Source organism: Benzoatithermus flavus, assembly GCF_037908215.1.
Lineage (GTDB): Bacteria > Pseudomonadota > Alphaproteobacteria > Geminicoccales > Geminicoccaceae > Benzoatithermus > Benzoatithermus flavus.
Window position 1 is genome coordinate 1 of sequence record NZ_JBBLZC010000046.1, and the last position, 15,116, is coordinate 15,116.

Annotated in this window: 19 protein-coding genes, 1 tRNA gene and 1 pseudogene; 12 read left to right on the forward strand and 9 right to left on the reverse strand. The window is 67.9% G+C overall.

The genetic code is table 11. From position 1 onward, the window contains the following. Nucleotides 1-28: 28 nt before the first annotated feature. The 4 genes from U1T56_RS23575 to U1T56_RS23590 form a co-directional block, all read right to left on the reverse strand. Nucleotides 29-595, reverse strand: a complete 567-nt coding sequence (locus U1T56_RS23575) for an integrase core domain-containing protein (protein WP_418161964.1) — start codon at nucleotides 593-595, stop codon at nucleotides 29-31. 163 nt (nucleotides 596-758) lie between these two features. Then, nucleotides 759-2,396, reverse strand: a complete 1,638-nt coding sequence (locus U1T56_RS23580) for an ATP-binding protein (RefSeq protein WP_418161965.1) — start codon at nucleotides 2,394-2,396, stop codon at nucleotides 759-761. A gap of 22 nt (nucleotides 2,397-2,418) precedes the next feature. Then, the gene (locus U1T56_RS23585; protein WP_418161966.1) at nucleotides 2,419-2,625 is read right to left on the reverse strand and encodes a helix-turn-helix domain-containing protein; all 207 of its coding nucleotides are present in this window, start codon (nucleotides 2,623-2,625) and stop codon (nucleotides 2,419-2,421) included. 82 nt (nucleotides 2,626-2,707) lie between these two features. Further along, nucleotides 2,708-2,869 (reverse strand): hypothetical protein, encoded by a 162-nt coding sequence (locus U1T56_RS23590; protein WP_418161967.1) that lies wholly within the window; start codon nucleotides 2,867-2,869, stop codon nucleotides 2,708-2,710. Nucleotides 2,870-2,979: 110 nt separating this feature from the next. Between U1T56_RS23590 and U1T56_RS23595 the strand changes: the two genes are divergently transcribed. Further along, the gene (locus U1T56_RS23595; RefSeq protein WP_418161968.1) at nucleotides 2,980-3,462 is read left to right on the forward strand and encodes a DUF3489 domain-containing protein; all 483 of its coding nucleotides are present in this window, start codon (nucleotides 2,980-2,982) and stop codon (nucleotides 3,460-3,462) included. A 216-nt stretch (nucleotides 3,463-3,678) separates the two neighbouring features. On the opposite strand, the gene U1T56_RS23600 is transcribed toward U1T56_RS23595, so the two are convergent. Further along, nucleotides 3,679-4,008 (reverse strand): type II toxin-antitoxin system RelE/ParE family toxin, encoded by a 330-nt coding sequence (locus U1T56_RS23600; RefSeq protein WP_418161969.1) that lies wholly within the window; start codon nucleotides 4,006-4,008, stop codon nucleotides 3,679-3,681. Then, nucleotides 4,005-4,187 (reverse strand): annotated as a pseudogene (locus tag U1T56_RS23605) (ribbon-helix-helix domain-containing protein); the annotation flags it as partial. The gene U1T56_RS23600 and the pseudogene U1T56_RS23605, both read right to left, overlap by 4 nt. Between U1T56_RS23605 and U1T56_RS23610 the strand changes: the two are divergent. The 7 genes from U1T56_RS23610 (at nucleotide 4,156) to U1T56_RS23640 (ending at nucleotide 8,484) form a co-directional block, all read left to right on the forward strand. Further along, the gene (locus U1T56_RS23610) at nucleotides 4,156-4,518 is read left to right on the forward strand and encodes a hypothetical protein (protein WP_418161970.1); all 363 of its coding nucleotides are present in this window, start codon (nucleotides 4,156-4,158) and stop codon (nucleotides 4,516-4,518) included. The pseudogene U1T56_RS23605 and the gene U1T56_RS23610 overlap by 32 nt on opposite strands. After that, nucleotides 4,511-4,783, forward strand: a complete 273-nt coding sequence (locus U1T56_RS23615; protein WP_418161971.1) for a hypothetical protein — start codon at nucleotides 4,511-4,513, stop codon at nucleotides 4,781-4,783. The genes U1T56_RS23610 and U1T56_RS23615 overlap by 8 nt, the downstream gene beginning before the upstream one ends. Before the next feature lie 20 nt (nucleotides 4,784-4,803). Continuing rightward, on the forward strand, nucleotides 4,804-5,688 hold the full coding sequence (locus tag U1T56_RS23620) for a hypothetical protein (protein ID WP_418161972.1): 885 nt from the start codon (nucleotides 4,804-4,806) through the stop codon (nucleotides 5,686-5,688). A 97-nt stretch (nucleotides 5,689-5,785) separates the two neighbouring features. Next, entirely contained in the window at nucleotides 5,786-6,220 is a 435-nt protein-coding gene (locus U1T56_RS23625; RefSeq protein ID WP_418161973.1) for a hypothetical protein, read from the forward strand. Nucleotides 6,221-6,278: 58 nt separating this feature from the next. Further along, nucleotides 6,279-6,716, forward strand: coding sequence for a DUF2924 domain-containing protein (locus U1T56_RS23630; RefSeq protein WP_418161974.1), 438 nt, complete (start codon nucleotides 6,279-6,281; stop codon nucleotides 6,714-6,716). Next, nucleotides 6,713-8,062 carry a recombinase family protein gene (locus U1T56_RS23635; protein ID WP_418161975.1) on the forward strand — a complete coding sequence of 450 codons (1,350 nt, stop codon included), beginning with the start codon at nucleotides 6,713-6,715 and terminating at the stop codon, nucleotides 8,060-8,062. The genes U1T56_RS23630 and U1T56_RS23635 overlap by 4 nt, the downstream gene beginning before the upstream one ends. After that, nucleotides 8,059-8,484 carry a hypothetical protein gene (locus U1T56_RS23640; protein WP_418161976.1) on the forward strand — a complete coding sequence of 142 codons (426 nt, stop codon included), beginning with the start codon at nucleotides 8,059-8,061 and terminating at the stop codon, nucleotides 8,482-8,484. Before U1T56_RS23635 ends, U1T56_RS23640 begins: the two co-directional genes overlap by 4 nt. Nucleotides 8,485-8,734: 250 nt before the next feature. Here the strand turns inward: U1T56_RS23640 and U1T56_RS23645 are convergent. Further along, a tRNA-Ala gene (locus U1T56_RS23645) sits at nucleotides 8,735-8,810 on the reverse strand. A 153-nt stretch (nucleotides 8,811-8,963) separates the two neighbouring features. Between U1T56_RS23645 and U1T56_RS23650 the strand changes: the two genes are divergently transcribed. Continuing rightward, on the forward strand, nucleotides 8,964-9,263 hold the full coding sequence (locus U1T56_RS23650; protein WP_418161977.1) for a YggT family protein: 300 nt from the start codon (nucleotides 8,964-8,966) through the stop codon (nucleotides 9,261-9,263). Then, the gene (locus U1T56_RS23655; RefSeq protein ID WP_418161978.1) at nucleotides 9,260-9,586 is read left to right on the forward strand and encodes a DUF167 family protein; all 327 of its coding nucleotides are present in this window, start codon (nucleotides 9,260-9,262) and stop codon (nucleotides 9,584-9,586) included. Before U1T56_RS23650 ends, U1T56_RS23655 begins: the two co-directional genes overlap by 4 nt. A 254-nt stretch (nucleotides 9,587-9,840) precedes the next feature. Here the strand turns inward: U1T56_RS23655 and U1T56_RS23660 are convergent, their stop codons facing one another. Together U1T56_RS23660 and U1T56_RS23665 are read right to left on the reverse strand one after the other, a co-directional pair. Beyond that, nucleotides 9,841-11,715, reverse strand: a complete 1,875-nt coding sequence (locus tag U1T56_RS23660; RefSeq protein WP_418161979.1) for an adenylate/guanylate cyclase domain-containing protein — start codon at nucleotides 11,713-11,715, stop codon at nucleotides 9,841-9,843. 86 nt (nucleotides 11,716-11,801) lie between these two features. Continuing rightward, nucleotides 11,802-13,877, reverse strand: coding sequence for a S9 family peptidase (locus U1T56_RS23665; RefSeq protein WP_418161980.1), 2,076 nt, complete (start codon nucleotides 13,875-13,877; stop codon nucleotides 11,802-11,804). Between the two features lie 172 nt (nucleotides 13,878-14,049). On the opposite strand from U1T56_RS23665, the gene U1T56_RS23670 reads away from it, so the two are divergent. Both U1T56_RS23670 and U1T56_RS23675 read left to right on the forward strand, forming a co-directional pair. Next, nucleotides 14,050-14,889 carry an MOSC domain-containing protein gene (locus U1T56_RS23670; RefSeq protein ID WP_418161981.1) on the forward strand — a complete coding sequence of 280 codons (840 nt, stop codon included), beginning with the start codon at nucleotides 14,050-14,052 and terminating at the stop codon, nucleotides 14,887-14,889. A gap of 112 nt (nucleotides 14,890-15,001) precedes the next feature. Next, on the forward strand, nucleotides 15,002-15,116 hold a 115-nt coding region (locus tag U1T56_RS23675; protein ID WP_418161982.1), incomplete at its 3' end, for a hypothetical protein.

A 15,116-nucleotide genomic window follows, 5' to 3' on the forward strand; every position in this document is an offset into this window, starting at 1 on the left:
CATGACCCTGCCCCCGTTGTGCCCTCGCTCATAAGGAGAGTCTGTTCCGGTTCTGGTCCATTCGGGACCGGTTGGCATACTCGATCGGTGTGAGCCCATTCAGGCTGGTGTGGGGCCGGTGAGCATTGTAGTCGATTCTCCAGTCTTCGATGATCCGGCGCGCCTGGCTGAGGCGCTCGAACAGGTGCTCATTTAGGCATTCGTCGCGCAAGCGGCCGATGAAGCTCTCCACAAAGCCGTTCTGCTGGGGCTTGCCCGGCGCGATGTAGTCGGCCAGGTGACGGCCGATGTTGTCCGGGTCGCCCTTGAGCTTCGGAAAGTCGAGCGGGCTGTGGTTGTGAAAGCCCAGCGGGGTGCCGCCCTCGTCTTCGGCCATGTTGTTGAGGATGGTGTCGATGTTCGGAATGTTCTTGGCCTTGAGCTCCTCGTAGCGCTTGAGCACGGCGGCCTTGCTGGGGGCCAGCACGGCATCGAAGCGGCGCAGCACCGTGAGCGGCAGCATCACGCGCTCGTACTGCGGCGGGCGATATGGCCCGCGCAGCAGGTCGGCGACGGACCAGATGAAGTTGGCGAGTTGTTGAAAGTTGGCGCTCATGGGTGCGTCCTGAAAGTCGAGAGATTCGCTTGCGCGGCGATCGCCCACGGCGCACCGTCGGTGGTCGATAGAACGCTTTGATTCATGGAGCCGGCGCCGGCGTATCGCCCACTCCCTATCGCCCGGCTATCGCCGATACGACGCCCGCTGTCCGATAGCCTGGTCATGACACCGCCCAGTACCGCCGCCAGCGCTTGTCGCCCTCAAAGCGCACGTCGCCGCGCTCGATCAACTCTTCAAGGGCTCGTTTCACCTGCTTCGGGTGAATCTCCCCGCCGACCCGCCTGTGGATGTCGCTGATGGCGGATTTGGGGTAGCGCCGAAGATCTTCCAGCACCAGCGCCGCCAAACGGTGTGGCTCGATACGCTTGAGGGTCGTCTCGCCTGTGAAGTTGAGGCTGCGCAGCAGGCCGGGATCCACGAAGTAGCGCGTCGCCTGGGTCCGGCCAACGCTCTGCACCAAATGCCAGTCCAGCAAGCGCCTGAGCCAGGGCTGGAGTGCTTCGACCGATGGCAGTTCAAGGCTGGTCGCCAGCTCGCGGGCGGTCAGTGCGTCGTGTTGCGCCAGCAGGCCCAGGGCGATGCGCTCACGCTGGGTGAGCTGGTACGTCTGGTCTGCCTTGGCGATGAAGTCGATGACTTCGGGCTTCAGGATGCGGCGACGCACGGTCACCTGCACTCGGTCGTGGGTTTCGATCAACTCCGGCGCGGGGCGGCCTTGTGATAGCAGGACTTCGAAGATCTTGTCGAAGCCGCTGCCTTCACGTTCCATCAGCTTCAGGTCGTGGAACAGGCGGGCCAGGTGCTCGTTGCGGCGCACGGTGGCGTGCAGCACGTTCTGCGGTGTGACACCGAGCGGCAGCGGCCCGGGGTTCACGACCTCCAGCGAGTCCGGGTGCAGGTTCAGGAAGATGTCACCGCGCTGCGTGTAGGGGCGGTGCACCAGGGCATTGACGAGCAGTTCGCGCACGACCACCTCGTCGAAGGCGGGCACGTTCTGGCGGTACAGGCCATCCGGCAGCTCGTAGCGCTCGCGGAAGTCCGGTACCTCGTTCCAAACGGCTTCGATCAACTCGATGGGATTGAGGGTGTGGTCGTCCCACACCAGTTTGTTGACCTTCTGGCCATGCTCGTCGTATTTGATGAACTGGATGACGGGTGCCGTAGTCAACTGGGCCCGGTGCGCCTGGCGGCCGACACACAGAATGCCCAGGTTCGTCAGCCGACCGTCGCGCGTGAGCTGGTAGTGGGCGAGCAATTCATCGCCGGACTTTTCCTTGACCGATGGTTTGACACGGTCGGAGGCGCGGAGCGCCTGAACGAGCTTGTCGCACTTGGCCAGGTCGGCGTCGCCGGCTTGGATGCTCAAGTTCGTCTGGGTTTCCCAAGGCAGCGCAGAGCGTTCGGCGGCCAAGCGCATCACATTATCGCCAGTGACCGGCTTGCTCTGGTCGGCAACGCGCAGGAAGTAGCGGCCACCCGTTGTAGAGGCCACGGTTAGCGCACGGGGGATGCGCAACTCAAGATACTGACCGCCATTGCCGGCCGTGCACACCTGGGGTAGCACGGCCACGTTGACGGTACGCTCGACAAGCTTGCGGCGCACCGTGTCAGGCAGGTCAGCGGCTATGCGCTGATGTGCGGGCGGGGAGTCCTCGCCGTCCTCGATGCCGATCAGCAGGCGGCCACCCGTCGCGTTGGCGAAAGCCACGCAATCTTTGGCAAGCTCGTCCCAGTCCGCCGACTTGCCGGTGACGGCTCGCAGCGACTTACGGTCGAGCAGCTGGCCTTCCAGGCTCACTCGGCGTTCCCTCCATCGACCTTCATTTGGATTCGTCCGCCTCACGTATCGATTCATCCGCGCCCCCAGCGCGCACCCAGTCGTCCACTTCGGACAGCTTGAACTTCCACAGGCACCCGACGCGGTGCGCCGGCAGCCCCCGGTGCTCGCGCCAGCGATAGACGGTGTCTTTGGCCACGCCTAGGTGCTGGGCGACCTGCTCGACGGAAACCCAAGGTTCTGTGGTCATGGCGTCCGCGCTTGCCGATGGGAAGCGTCTCAAGTGAATGAAACCGGAGGAAAGTCTATCAGCGGGAAGAGGGTCGCCCAAGCTAGGCTTCGGAGTGGAACAGCGCGTGAATCGCATCATCGTGATCAACCCGGAGCCCCCAATGCGCCACAACGACCGACGCACCGCTGACGCCGAGCGCACCACACAGATCCACGCCAGGCGGACGCGGCTTTAGCAACAGGCCGATGATCACTTCGGCCACGACCCGAACGCCGTCCACTGGGGGCACGTCGGCGACCTGGGGCGGGGGGAGCAGGCCCGGGGCGACCTGCTCGCGATCTTCGACGGCCGGCCCGAGTGACGGAGGCCGCGATGGAGATCCTGCCCAAGCTGACCCCGACCCAGGCCCTGCTGCTGCGTGCTGCCGCCCGCCGCGCCGATGGGCGCGTGATCCCGCCCGCCACCCTGCGTGGCGGCGCGCGGGTCAAGGCGATGACCGGGCTGCTGCGGCGCGAATGGATCGAGGCCGGTGATGGCGGCTACGTGCTGACCGACGCCAGCTACGCCGTGGCCGGGCGCAAGCGGCCTGCGCCGCCAGAGGACATCCAGACACTGGACGCCCCTGACGCCCTCCAACTTCTGGAGGGCATCCCGGTTCGCCCCGGCACGAAACTCGCCGCGTTGGTGGTGGCGCTGCGCCGCCCGCAGGGTGCGACCAAGCTGCAGCTGATGCTGGCGACCGGCTGGCAGGCGCACTCGGTGCACGGCGCGAACTCGGCCTTGCGCCGTCGCCTCGGCCTGAACGTGGTGCTGACGCTCAACGCCGCCGGCGAGCGGGTGTACCGCATCGGCTGACTGACGCGCGGGGCAAACCGCAAACCCTGCAGTATGGGAACTTCGCCAGGAAGGACCCTTTTGCCTAGCGAACCTTGCTTTCCCGAATGACCTCAACGATGGCCAGTGAGCATCACTATCATCACGACCGTCACCGAAGCCGAGCCGCGTGACGATGGTGATGGTGGTGACGGTGCCCGCCTGTCGTAGCACGCGCTGGCAAGACGGCGCTGGCGATCACGAGCCTTCCGGCTCCTGCATCCACGCCGAGATGTCAAGCTGCTCGTGCAGCACACGCCAGACATCGACGTGGTCGGGGTGATCGACGTAGAAGACGAGGTAGGGGTACCGCGTCAGCGGCCAGGAGCGCAGGCCCAGCAGGTTCAACTCGTGGGCGTAGTGCGGCGAACCAGTGGCCGGATGCCGACCGATATGGCGGTACGCCTTCCCCAGGGCATCGATGAAGCCGAACGCGGCGGCCTCGGCATCTTCGGCCAAGTCGTTTGCGACTGCGTCCTCGACGTCCTGGCGGGCCTGCTCGCGCGGGACGACGGGCTTGGTCTTCACGACTTGCCGCGGGTCTTGCCTGCCGTTCTGGCCGCGCCGCGCACGCGCTCACGCAGGCTCTCGAAGTAGGCATCGTCCACCTGCGCCATGGGGGCGGAGGCGGCGCCGGCCAGCAGCAGGCTGCGCAGTTGCTGGCGGTCTTGGTCCTTGCGGATCAGCTCGCGCACGTACTCGCTGCTGCAGAGCAACGCCGTCGCCCAGGCCCTAGACAAGTACATCGCCGAGCGCCTGACGCCGCTGAACTGGCAGGGCACCGCCGGCCAGCTCTATGACCTGCTGAACGGCTACGGCATTCCCGACCGCAGCACCTGGCCACGCTCGCCCAAGGGGCTGTCGGACCAATTGCGCCGCATCGCTCCAGCCTACCGCGCCAAGGGCATCGACATCAGCCACCTCGGCCACAGCCGAGAGGGCGCCGTCTGGCGCATCGCCCGGATGCACTCGATCACCGATCACGCCACACCGCCTGGCATCGAGGGCGGCAATCGATACGGAGCACATCGTGAGTAACCCCGACCTGCATCCTGTCTGGGCTAAGGTTCTCGGCATCGCGCCAGAGGCCGCCCGTTCCCTCAACCCGCCGGGCAGCGCGTCGCCGTTGACCCAGGCCATTGCCGCGATGACCGGCGCCAGCGGCCCCTCCCACGGCTGGCAAGCCACCCACCGCCAGCAACGCCCCGGCGCGCCGGTCGGCATCAAGAAGCGGCTGAGCCCGAGCCTCTGGATCAGCACCGTCGTCACCCCGGGTGATGCCCGCTATCCCACCCATTTCTGAAACCACCGGAGACCACGACCATGAAACTCAACCCTTTCAGCAAGAAGAACAGCAGCGGCTACTACGACAAGGTCAAGGCCGAGCACGACCAACTGGCCCACGACATCGCCGCCAAGCGCGCGGAACTGGAAGAAGCGCAGGCCGATCACGAGCACAAGCAGCGCTGCTACCACGAGCTGGCGCAGCAGGGCTCGATGTATTCGTCCACCAAAGAAGAAAAGCACGCTCACTTCGAGGCCAGTGCCGCGTACAACCGCATCGGCGCCATCAAGCGTGAAATCAATCTGCTCGAAAGCCGCATCGCTCCCCTGCGCCGCATCGTCTCGGCGCCCGAGCGATGTACCGAGACCAAGCGGCAGCTGGCCGCATTGATCGCGCAACGCCAAGCGCACGCGGCCGAGATCGAGGTGGTCGATAAGCAGATCGCGCAACTCAACCAGCGCATCGCCAATTTGGAGGCGCGCGTCGCCGCCGAGACGAGGTCGGCGTCCCGAACGTTGCTGGACGGCGAAGGCGAGTTCGTCGTGCCCGAGTCCTTGACCCGGCTCGAGGTGGAGCTGCGCATCGCCCGTGCGTCGCTGGCCGAGCTGCAAGTCCAGCGCGAGGCGGCCAGAGCCCAACTGCGGGAGCTACCGTCGGCCCTACGCGAAGCCCGGCGCAACTTCATCCACTACCGCGCCGATGTGGCTGAGATCGAGCTCTACGAGCAGCTGATGCCGGTGATGCACGCCGTGGCGCGGGCCTCGGCGGCACGGCGGGAGATCAACGTCCACCACGACGAATCGCGCTTCGAGATCGAGATCCCCCCGAGCTGGTCGCCTCGGCACAGGCCGCCCTGGTGGCGGAGTTGTCCGAGGACTGACCGCTTCGGCACATCCGCCGCAAACGGTACGGGTCCTTCCTGACCCAAGGCCCATGCGGGGGGCGCGAGCGCCGTGCTTGGCCAGCGTTTGGCCGGGAATCGAGGTTACCGGTTACCAGTTACTACCTGAGGAGCATTTCATGAGCGATACCACGACAACATACACCGACGGCAGAGCGGGCCGCATGCCCATCGTCCCCCTGTCGCACTACGACCCTGCGGTCCAAGCGCGCGTGCAACAGTGGTTCGCCAGCGGCCGGTTGCTGGCGTGGATTCCGATCCTGAGCCGGGAGAACTTCCCCGAGGTGCCGCCCGAAATCCCGCACTGGGCCGATGCCTACCAGCCGCATCTGCGCTGGCCCATCCACCGGCCCGAGGACCTGCTCGATCTGCCCGAGGGCGTCACCGGCTGGCTGCTGCCCATGGAGGCCGAAGACACCGATGTGGCCTGCGGCGTGTGGGCGGGCGAGGTCTACATCCTGGGTGTCAAGGACCGCCGCGCCGGGCGGCCGCAGACCTTGCTGGGCGAGCGTGCCGACGAGGCGACGACCGGGGGCAACCAGAGCGCGGTTTGACTTGGCTTGTGAGCGCCACAGCGCGTTCATGCAACTCCCTCAACCACCGGAGTCCTCCATGAATCCACCCACCCTGGCGGCGCGTTTGGCTGCGCTGCCCACCTTATCGATGCCGCAGCTGTGGCGGCTGTGGGATGAGCACGTCCCGCGCCGGCCGCAGCGCGTCGACCGCCGCTACCTCGAAGCCCGGCTGGCCTATCGCCTGCAGGAAGCGGCGTTGGGCGGCCTGCCGCGCGAGATCAAGGAGTACCTGGCCGACTGCGGCGAGCAGCATTCGAAGCTCAAGACCGGGCGCGGCCCCGAGCTGCGGTTGATGCCCGGCACCGTGCTCGTGCGCGAATGGGATGCCCGCGAGTACCGCGTGACGGTGACGGGCGACGGGCGCTACGCGCTCGATGGCCAGACGTACAAGAGCCTGTCGGCGGTGGCACGGGCGATCACCGGCGCGCACTGGTCGGGGCCGGCCTTCTTCGGCTTGAAAGGGGCGCGCAAATGAATCCGGTGGCGCCGAAACGCTGCGCGGCCTATGCTCGTGTCTCCAGCGACGAACGGCTGGACCAGTCGTTCAATTCCATCGACGCGCAGCGCGAGGCGGGCGTGGCCTACATCGCCAGCCAGCGCGCTGAGGGCTGGATCGTCGCCGGCGACGACTATCTCGACCCCGGCTACTCCGGCGGCAATATGGACCGCCCGGGCCTCAAGCGCCTGATGGCCGACATCGAAGCCGGCCGCATCGACATCGTGGTCGTCTACAAGATCGACCGCCTGACGCGCAGCCTAGCCGACTTCGCACGGCTCATCGAGGTGTTCGAACGCCGGCGCGTGTCCTTCGTGTCGGTCACACAGCAGTTCAACACGACGACGTCGATGGGCCGGCTGATGCTCAACATCCTGCTGTCCTTCGCCCAGTTCGAGCGCGAGGTCACCGGCGAGCGCATCCGCGACAAGATCGCGGCCAGCAAGGCCAAGGGGATGTGGATGGGCGGCGTCGTGCCGCTGGGCTACCGGGTCGAGGCGCGGCGCTTGATCGTCGAGCCGGCCGAGGCCGAGACGGTGCGCACGATCTTCGCGCGCTTCGCGCAGTGCCGATCGACGACCGAGCTGGTGCGCTGGCTGACCAGCAAGGGCATCACGTCGCGCAGCGGCACGCCGTTTTCCAAGCAGGCGCTGTGGAAGCTGCTGAACAACCGCATCTACCTTGGCGAGATCGTCCACCGGGGGCAGGCGCACCCGGGCCAGCACGAGGCCATCATCGACCGAGCGGCGTGGGCTGCGGTGCAGGCGGTGTTCGCGGTCAACGACGACGAGCGCCGTCGGGCCACACGCGGGCGACGCAGCCCGGCGTTCCTGCTGGCCGGGCTGGTCGTGACCGACCAGGGCGAGCGGATGCAGCCGTCCTTCACGAAGAAAGGGCGCGGCCAGTACTACCGCTACTACGTGCCACAGTCGGTGCAGGCCTTCGGTGCCAAGCGCGGGCATCCGATCGGGCGGCTAGCCGCCGAGCCGCTGGAGGAACTGGTGCTGGCGCAGATCTACGCCGCCTTGCAGGCGCCGGAGCGGATTCAGGGCGTGTGGGACGCGGTGCGCGCCCACGGCGCCGGGCTCACCGAGCCCGAGGTCGTGCTGCCGATGCTGCACAACTTCGCGGCCATCTGGCAGGCGCTGTACCCGGCCGAGCAGCAGCGCATCACCCGCCTGCTGATCGAGTCCGTGGTGGTCAGCCAGGAGGCGGTGTCCATCGTCTGGCGCGACGCGGGTTGGGCCGAGCTGGCGCGGGAAATGCGCCCGGACGGCATCGGGGCCGAGTTGCGGGAACTGGAAGCGGAAGGAGCCGCCGCATGACGAAGGTGCTGCAGACCGGCGCGCCGCAGGCCGGACCGAAGCTGACGACGGTGATCCCGGTGCGCATCAAGCGCAGCGGTGGGCGCAAGTGGATGATCCCGGCGGCCAGGCAGGCGGATGGCGGCGCGGATGCCCCGAAGCACGAGGCACCGATCCTCACGGCGCTCTCGCGCGCCTTCCACTGGCAACGCCTGCTCGACGAGGGCCGGGTCGCCAGCGGCAGCGAGATCGCGCGGCGCGAGGGGCTGCACCCGACCACCGTCAACGAGCTGTTGCGGCTGACGCTGCTGTCGCCGACCGTGGTAAAGGGCCTGCTGGCCGGCAAGCAGCCGCGCACGCTCAGCCTGATCTGGCTGAAGAATCACGAGGTGCCGGCCTCCTGGGACGATCAGGCGGCGCTCTTCGGGCGGATGGACCGCTGAACGCGGTTCGATGCTGTGCCGGTGCCCGGCGTTGACTGCGAACCGCCGCGCGCAAGTCGCTGATTTGCCGAGGCGGGGTGCCCAGGCCAGCCATCGGTCGGATGGAGAAAAGAGAGGCCTGCGAGCGGCAAAAGGGCGCCGAAGTGGCGGCGTTACGCCCTGGCAGGGCACCGGATCACATCGGAAGCCCGCGCACACGCGCGATTCGGTCAAAAAGAAAGCCAGGCGAGAGGCCTGGCTTCTGGATGGGTGGTGGAGCCGATGGGAGTCGAACCCACGACCTCTAGAGTGCGATTCTAGCGCTCTCCCAACTGAGCTACGGCCCCGTGCGGCGCGGATGTATGGGCAGAGCGGGCTCGTGTCAAGACCGATGGCGAGGCTGGTGCGCCGCGGCACCCGCGCTATAGTGCGGCCGGCTCGCGGCCGCGGGGCCGGCCGCACCGTTGCCGGGCCCGTTCCCCTAGCATGGCTGTTCTTGCATGTATGCCATCCTTCACCTGATCGACACCGTCATCACGATCTATATCTGGCTGCTCATCGCCTCGGTGGTGCTGAGCTGGCTGATCTCGTTCAACGTGGTCAACACCGGCAACCGCATCGTCTACGACATCTACGGCTTCCTCCAGCGCATCACCGAGCCGCTCTTACGGCCGATCCGCAATTTCCTGCCCAATCTCGGTGGCATCGACATATCGCCGGTGATCCTGATCCTGGCCCTCACCTTCGTGCAGAACCTCGTCGTGCACGACCTCGCTCCGGGCCTGCTCTACCGCCCATGACCCCGAAGCTGCCGCTCGCCCGCCGCAAGGAGGGCGTCGAGCTGGCGCTCAAGGTGACGCCGAAGGCGGGGAAGGCGACCATCGAGGGCGTCGTCGTCGACGCCGCCGGAGCACCCTGGCTCGCCGTGAAGGTGACGGCTCCGCCCGATGGCGGAAAAGCGAACGAGGCCGTGCTGACACTGCTCGCCAAGCGCCTGGGCGTGCCGGCCCCGGCGATCCGGCTTGTGGCCGGCGCCACCGCACGCTGGAAGCGGGTCGCGATCGCCGGCGATCCCGAGGAGCTCGAGCGTCGTCTCCTGGCCCTCCTCCCCGGATCGGACTGAATGGCCGTGCTCGCCCGTGGCATGGCCCCGCCAGCGTCAAAGAGCAAAGTCCCCTGCACTCAGGTTGACCCGACCAGCGAGCTAGCGCTCGAACTCGGCCGCCCGGCCGGCATCGGTGAGATCCTGTCGTCCCCGGCGGGACCGTGGATCTCGGTCGCGGTGGCGCCATCGCGCTAGACGCCGTCGCCGTTGATGAGGCTCAGGCCGATGCCGCAGCATGAGCGCCCGCAATAGCCGAGCAGGCGGTTGCTCGATCAGCTCGGAAGGCCTGCCTTCCTCAGCCCGTCGAGGTAGTGCGCGCGGTCCTCCTCCCGCTTGAACGGGCGCCGCGCGCCCGCCTTCTCGATCGTCAGCGCCGGGTCGAGCCTGAGCGCCTCGGCCATCTGCGCTCGTGCTTCTTCGAGCCGATCCAGCTCGGCGTAGCTGGCGGCGAGGTAGAGGCGGGTAAGCAGATTCTGCGGCTGGAGGTCGGTGAGCGAGCGGATGACCTCCTCGTACTGCCCGAGCATGTAGAGGCCCTGCGCCAGGTTGGAGACGTACCAGTTCGGGCAGTACGGGCTCAGGCGCATGGCTGCGCGCATCTCGACGAGGCCCCGCTCCGGGTCGCCCGCCAGCGAGCGCATCCAGCCGAGCTCCGACAGCAGGTCGGCGTCGTTCGGCAGGATCGCGTGCGCCTTCTCCTGCTCGGCCAGGGCCTCGTTCAGCCGCCGCGCCGTAAGATGCCAGTAGCCCAGCGCCCAATGCGCCCAGGGATCGGATGGATCCACATCGAGGGCTTGGCGCGCCAGCCTCTCGAGCTCCTTCAGGGTCGCCTCGGGATCAGAAGACCAGCCCATCGTGAACTCGAGCCAGTGCGCGATCGCGAGCTTGGCAAAAGCGTGGGCGTTCGAAGGGTCGAGCTCGATCGCCCTATGGAGCAGGTCCTGGCCTCGCGCCACGTCATCGCGCGTGAAGCGGTCGATGGCGGCGATACCCTGGAGCAGGAGGTCATGGGCCTGAAGCTGCTTCGCGTCCATGCGGGCGGTTCTGGCAAGCTCGGCGCGGGGGATGGCGCCGTGCCGGCTGCCGAGCGCCGTCGTGACCCGCTGCGTGATCTCATCCTGGATCGCGAACAGGTCGGCCGCCGGCCGGTCGTATCGCTCGGCCCAGAGATGCCCGTTGGCGAGGGCGTCGATGAGCTGGGCGTTGATCCGGATCTGCTCCCCCGAGCGCTGGACGCTGCCCTCGAGCACGTACTGCACGCCGAGCTGGTGCCCGATGTCCCGCACGTCGGCCACCTTGCCCTTGTAGACGAAGCTCGAGTTGCGGGCGATCACGAACAGGTCGTCGAAGCGGGACAGGGCCGTGATGATGTCCTCGCTGATGCCGTCGCTGAAATAGTCCTGCGTCGGGTCGCCGCTCATGTTCGTGAACGGCAGTACGGCGATCGACGGCTTGTCGGGCAGCGGCAGGCCGCTCGCGACGGCCGAGCTCGTAACGGACGTCTGGCCCGCGTGCCACCACCATGCGCCGCCGCCCACGAGGAGGAGGACGATGCCGGCGGCCACGGCTGGTGCTAGCCTCGGCCGCCGGGCCGGTGCCGGCCGCGGGTGGGTGCCATCGCCCGGCCCCACCCGCCAGACCTCGACCGGCTCGGCGATGTTCTTGAGGGTGTGGCGGCCCGCGGGCTCGAAGCGGAAGGCAAGCTTCCCCTTGACCTGGCTGTGGATGTTGCGGGCGATGTGGATGCCGTCGGGCTCGGCCAGGGCCTGGAGGCGAGCGGCGATGTTGACACCGTCCCCGTAGACGTCGCCTTCCTCGTGGATGACGTCGCCGAGATTGATGCCGATCCGGAGGCGGATCCTCTCCGCCTCGGGCACCCCGGCCTCGCGCTCGGCCATGCCGTTCTGCAGGAGCACGGCGCATTGCACGGCATCGACGGCGCTGGCGAACTCGCATAACAGCCCGTCGCCCATGAGCTTGACGATACGGCCGCCCTGCTCGGCGACAAGCGGTTCCACGAACTCCTTGCGGTGCGCTTTGAGGCGACTCAGCGTGCCGGTCTCGTCGCGCTCCATCAGGCGCGAATAGCCGACCACGTCGGCCGCCAGGATGGCGGCGAGCCGCCGGTCGATCCGAGGAGAGACCATGCTACGGCCCTCCGGCGTTGCTTCGATCGATCAGTTTACCGCAAACGCGAACGGCCGTCAGGTGGCGCCCTGGCCGCCACGCGCGATCACGCACCCTCGCGCTCCGCCAGCCCCAGGCAATGGAACATGAACGCGTACTGCTCGGCGAGCTCGAGCAGCGCGTCGAACCGGCCGGACTTGCCGAAATGGCCGGCATCCATGTTGGTGCGCAGGAGCAGCAGGTGCTCGTCGGTCTTGGTGGCGCGCAGGCGGGCCACGAACTTCGCGGGCTCCCAGTAGGTGACGCGCGGATCGCTGATCCCGGCCGTGACCAGCATCGGCGGGTAAGCTTGGGGCCTGATGTTGTCGTAGGGGCTGTAGCTGCGGATATACTCGAACGCCGCCCGGTCCTCGATCGGGTTGCCCCATTCCGGCCACTCGATCGGGGTCAAGGGCAGGCTCGCGTCCAGCATGGTGTTCAGCACGTCCACGAACGGCACCTCGGCGATGACGCAGCCCCAGAGCTCGGGCCGCATGTTCGTGACCGCGCCCATCAGCATCCCACCCGCACTGCCGCCCTTGATCGCGATCCGGCCGGGCTGCGTGTAGCCCTCCCGGATCAGGTACTCGGCGCAGGCGATGAAGTCGGTGAAGCTGTTCTTCTTCCTGAAGAGCTTGCCGTCGCGGTACCAGCGATAGCCCATCTCGTCGCCGCCGCGCACGTGGGCGTAGGCGAACACCATGCCGCGGTCGAGGAGCGAGAGCCTGGAGGGGGCGAAGGCCGGGTCGAGCCCGTGGCCGTAGGAGCCGTAGCCGTAGAGGAAGAGCGGTCCGCCGCCCGCGCGCGGGAAGTCCTTGCGGTGGACGATCGTGATCGGCACCTCGACCCCGTCGGGGGCGGGCGCCATCAGCCGGCGGGTGACGTAGCGGCTCTTGTCGTAGCCCGAGGGGATCTCCTGCTCCTTGCGGACGATCAGCTCGCGCGTGCCCACCACGTAGTCGATCACCGAGGGCGGGGTGACCATCGAGGTGTAGCTCACCCGGATCCGGTCGGTGGCGAACTCGCGGTTGTCGCCGAGGGTGGCCGTATAGACCGGCTCGGGGAAGTCGATGACGTGCTCCTCGCCGTCGTAGCGGCGGATGCGAATGTCCGAGAGCCCGTCCGAGCGCTCGGAGAGCACCATGAAGTCCTGAAAGCAGCTCACCGCGAGGAGATAGTGGCGGTCGTCGCCGGGGATCTCCTCGCGCCAGTTCGCTTCCTCGGGTGCGTCCTCCGGTGCCGAGACCAGGCGGAAGTTCTCGTGCCGGTCGTTGGTGAGGATCCAGAACCGGCCATGCGCGTGGTCGAGGCCGTAGCGATGCTCCTCGCGCCGGCGGGCGACCAGCCGCAACGGGCTTTCGGGATCGGCGGCGTCGAGCAGCCGGATCTCGCGGGTGACGTGGGTGCCGCTCGCGATCAGGATGAAGCAGCGGCTTCTGGTCTTGGCGAGCGAGACGAAGAAGGCGGGATCGGCCTCCTCGTAGAGGATGCGATCTTCCGCAGGGTCCTGGCCCAGCCGGTGCGCGCGGACCCGGAACGGCCGCAGCTTGTCGTTGAGCTCGACATAGAGCAGCGTGCGGCCGTCCTCGGCCCACTCGACGGCACCCGAGGTGTTGCCGACGAGATCGGCCATCCCTTCGCCGGTCTCGAGGTTCCGCAAGTGCAGGCCGTAGCGCTCCGAGCCGTCCTCGTCCGTGGTGTAGGCGAGGAGCCGCCCGTCCGGGCTCACCTCGAGTGCCCGGAGATTGAAGTAGCTCAGCCCTTCCGCGAGCTGCCGCTCGTCGAGCAGGATTTCCGCCTCGGCCGCGTCGAGGCGGCGGCGGAACCAGGTCCGGTACTGTGCGCCGGGGAAGAACTGCCAGTGATACTCGAACATACCCTCGCGCACCGGCACCGAGCGGTCGTCCTCCTTGATTCGCCCTTTGAACTCGGCGTGCAGCCGCTCGATCAGGCCCCGGTGCGGCGCCATCACCGCATCGGCATAGGCGTTCTCGGCCTCGAGATAGCCACGGATCGCGGGATCCTTGACCTCGGGATAGGACGGGTCCCGGAGCCAGGCATACTCGTCGGTCCAGGCGATCCCGAACCGCTCGAGGATCGTCGGGCGGCGCGGGGCCGTTGGCGGTGCAAGCTCGGGTGTCATCCGGCGCGCTCTTTTGACTTCGCTCTCATCGAGCAGCATTCATTCGTACACTTGGCGGAACCTGCCAAGGGCCTGATACCGCTCGGGCAGACGAGCCGCGGCCGTGGTTGTGACAATGCGCGCTCGCGGCTACAGGTTCCGGAGCTGCAGCTTCGCGGAGCATCGCGCGCTCATGGCCATCGAGGGGCGGATCGCCGGTCTGTTCGTCTATCCCGTGAAGGGCTGCGCCGGGATCGCCCTGCGCGAGGCGCTGCTGACGCCACGCGGCCTGGCTCATGACCGGCGCTGGATGATCGTGGGCCCGGACGGCCGGTTCCTGAGCCAGCGCGAGCTGCCCCGGCTCGCCCGTATCCGCCCGGCGCTGGTCGAGGCCGCCTTGCGGCTCGCGCTGGGCGGCGAGGTCGAGCTTCTGGTGCCCGACGTCGCTCGCGGCGCGCCCTTGCCGGTCCGGGTCTGGGGCGACACGGTGGAGGCGCTGGCCGTGGATCCCGCGCTCGATCGGGCGCTCTCGGACTGGCTCGGCCGTGAGGTCCGCCTGGTCCGCTTTCCGGAGAGCGGCTTTCGTCCTTGTGATCCGACCTACGCTCCGCCCGGGAGCCATACCGCGTTCGCCGACGGCTTCCCGCTGCTCGTGACGAGCGAGGGATCGCTCGCGGAGCTCAACGTGGCGCTGTCCCAAGCGGGTGCGGCGCCCGTGCCCATGGATCGCTTCCGGCCCAATCTCGTGCTGGCAGGCGTGCCGGCACGGGCCGAGGACGAGAGTGCGGCGATCCGGCTCGAGGGAGGCACGCGGCTCGGGCTCGTCAAGCGCTGCGATCGCTGTGTGGTCACCACGATCGATCAGAGCCGGGGCGAGAGGACCGGCAAGGAGCCGCTCGCCACGCTCGCGCGCATCCGGCGCAACGTGCCCACGGGTGGCGCCTGGTTCGGGCAGAACGCGGTTCCGCTCCTGGCCGACGGAGGCGTGGCGCGGCTCCGCGTCGGCCAGGGCTGCACGCTCGTGCAGGCGTGATGCGGCGATTCGTCCTTTGCCGAAGCTGCGAGCTTCAGCACCGGGCGCCTTTCGCCTAAGGTAACCGGCCGAGCGGCCGCGCGTCATGGGCACCATAACACCGAGGTCGAGCATGGATTACGAGGCGCAGTTCCGCAATGCCGTCCAGCGGGTCCGCGCGGAGGGTCGCTACCGGGTGTTTGCGGACCTGGCGCGGCAGGCGGGGGCGTTTCCCACGGCGCTCTGGC

Excerpts from the sequence above, each read along its gene's own strand:
- U1T56_RS23575 (WP_418161964.1), bottom strand. The coding sequence starts at position 595 with ATGAGCGCCAACTTTCAACAACTCGCCAACTTCATCTGGTCCGTCGCC.
- U1T56_RS23585 (WP_418161966.1), bottom strand. The coding sequence starts at position 2,625 with ATGACCACAGAACCTTGGGTTTCCGTCGAGCAGGTCGCCCAGCACCTA.
- U1T56_RS23595 (WP_418161968.1), top strand. The coding sequence starts at position 2,980 with ATGGAGATCCTGCCCAAGCTGACCCCGACCCAGGCCCTGCTGCTGCGT.
- U1T56_RS23620 (WP_418161972.1), top strand. The coding sequence starts at position 4,804 with ATGAAACTCAACCCTTTCAGCAAGAAGAACAGCAGCGGCTACTACGAC.
- U1T56_RS23625 (WP_418161973.1), top strand. The coding sequence starts at position 5,786 with ATGAGCGATACCACGACAACATACACCGACGGCAGAGCGGGCCGCATG.
- U1T56_RS23630 (WP_418161974.1), top strand. The coding sequence starts at position 6,279 with ATGAATCCACCCACCCTGGCGGCGCGTTTGGCTGCGCTGCCCACCTTA.
- U1T56_RS23635 (WP_418161975.1), top strand. The coding sequence starts at position 6,713 with ATGAATCCGGTGGCGCCGAAACGCTGCGCGGCCTATGCTCGTGTCTCC.
- U1T56_RS23640 (WP_418161976.1), top strand. The coding sequence starts at position 8,059 with ATGACGAAGGTGCTGCAGACCGGCGCGCCGCAGGCCGGACCGAAGCTG.
- U1T56_RS23650 (WP_418161977.1), top strand. The coding sequence starts at position 8,964 with ATGTATGCCATCCTTCACCTGATCGACACCGTCATCACGATCTATATC.
- U1T56_RS23655 (WP_418161978.1), top strand. The coding sequence starts at position 9,260 with ATGACCCCGAAGCTGCCGCTCGCCCGCCGCAAGGAGGGCGTCGAGCTG.
- U1T56_RS23660 (WP_418161979.1), bottom strand. The coding sequence starts at position 11,715 with ATGGTCTCTCCTCGGATCGACCGGCGGCTCGCCGCCATCCTGGCGGCC.
- U1T56_RS23665 (WP_418161980.1), bottom strand. The coding sequence starts at position 13,877 with ATGACACCCGAGCTTGCACCGCCAACGGCCCCGCGCCGCCCGACGATC.
- U1T56_RS23670 (WP_418161981.1), top strand. The coding sequence starts at position 14,050 with ATGGCCATCGAGGGGCGGATCGCCGGTCTGTTCGTCTATCCCGTGAAG.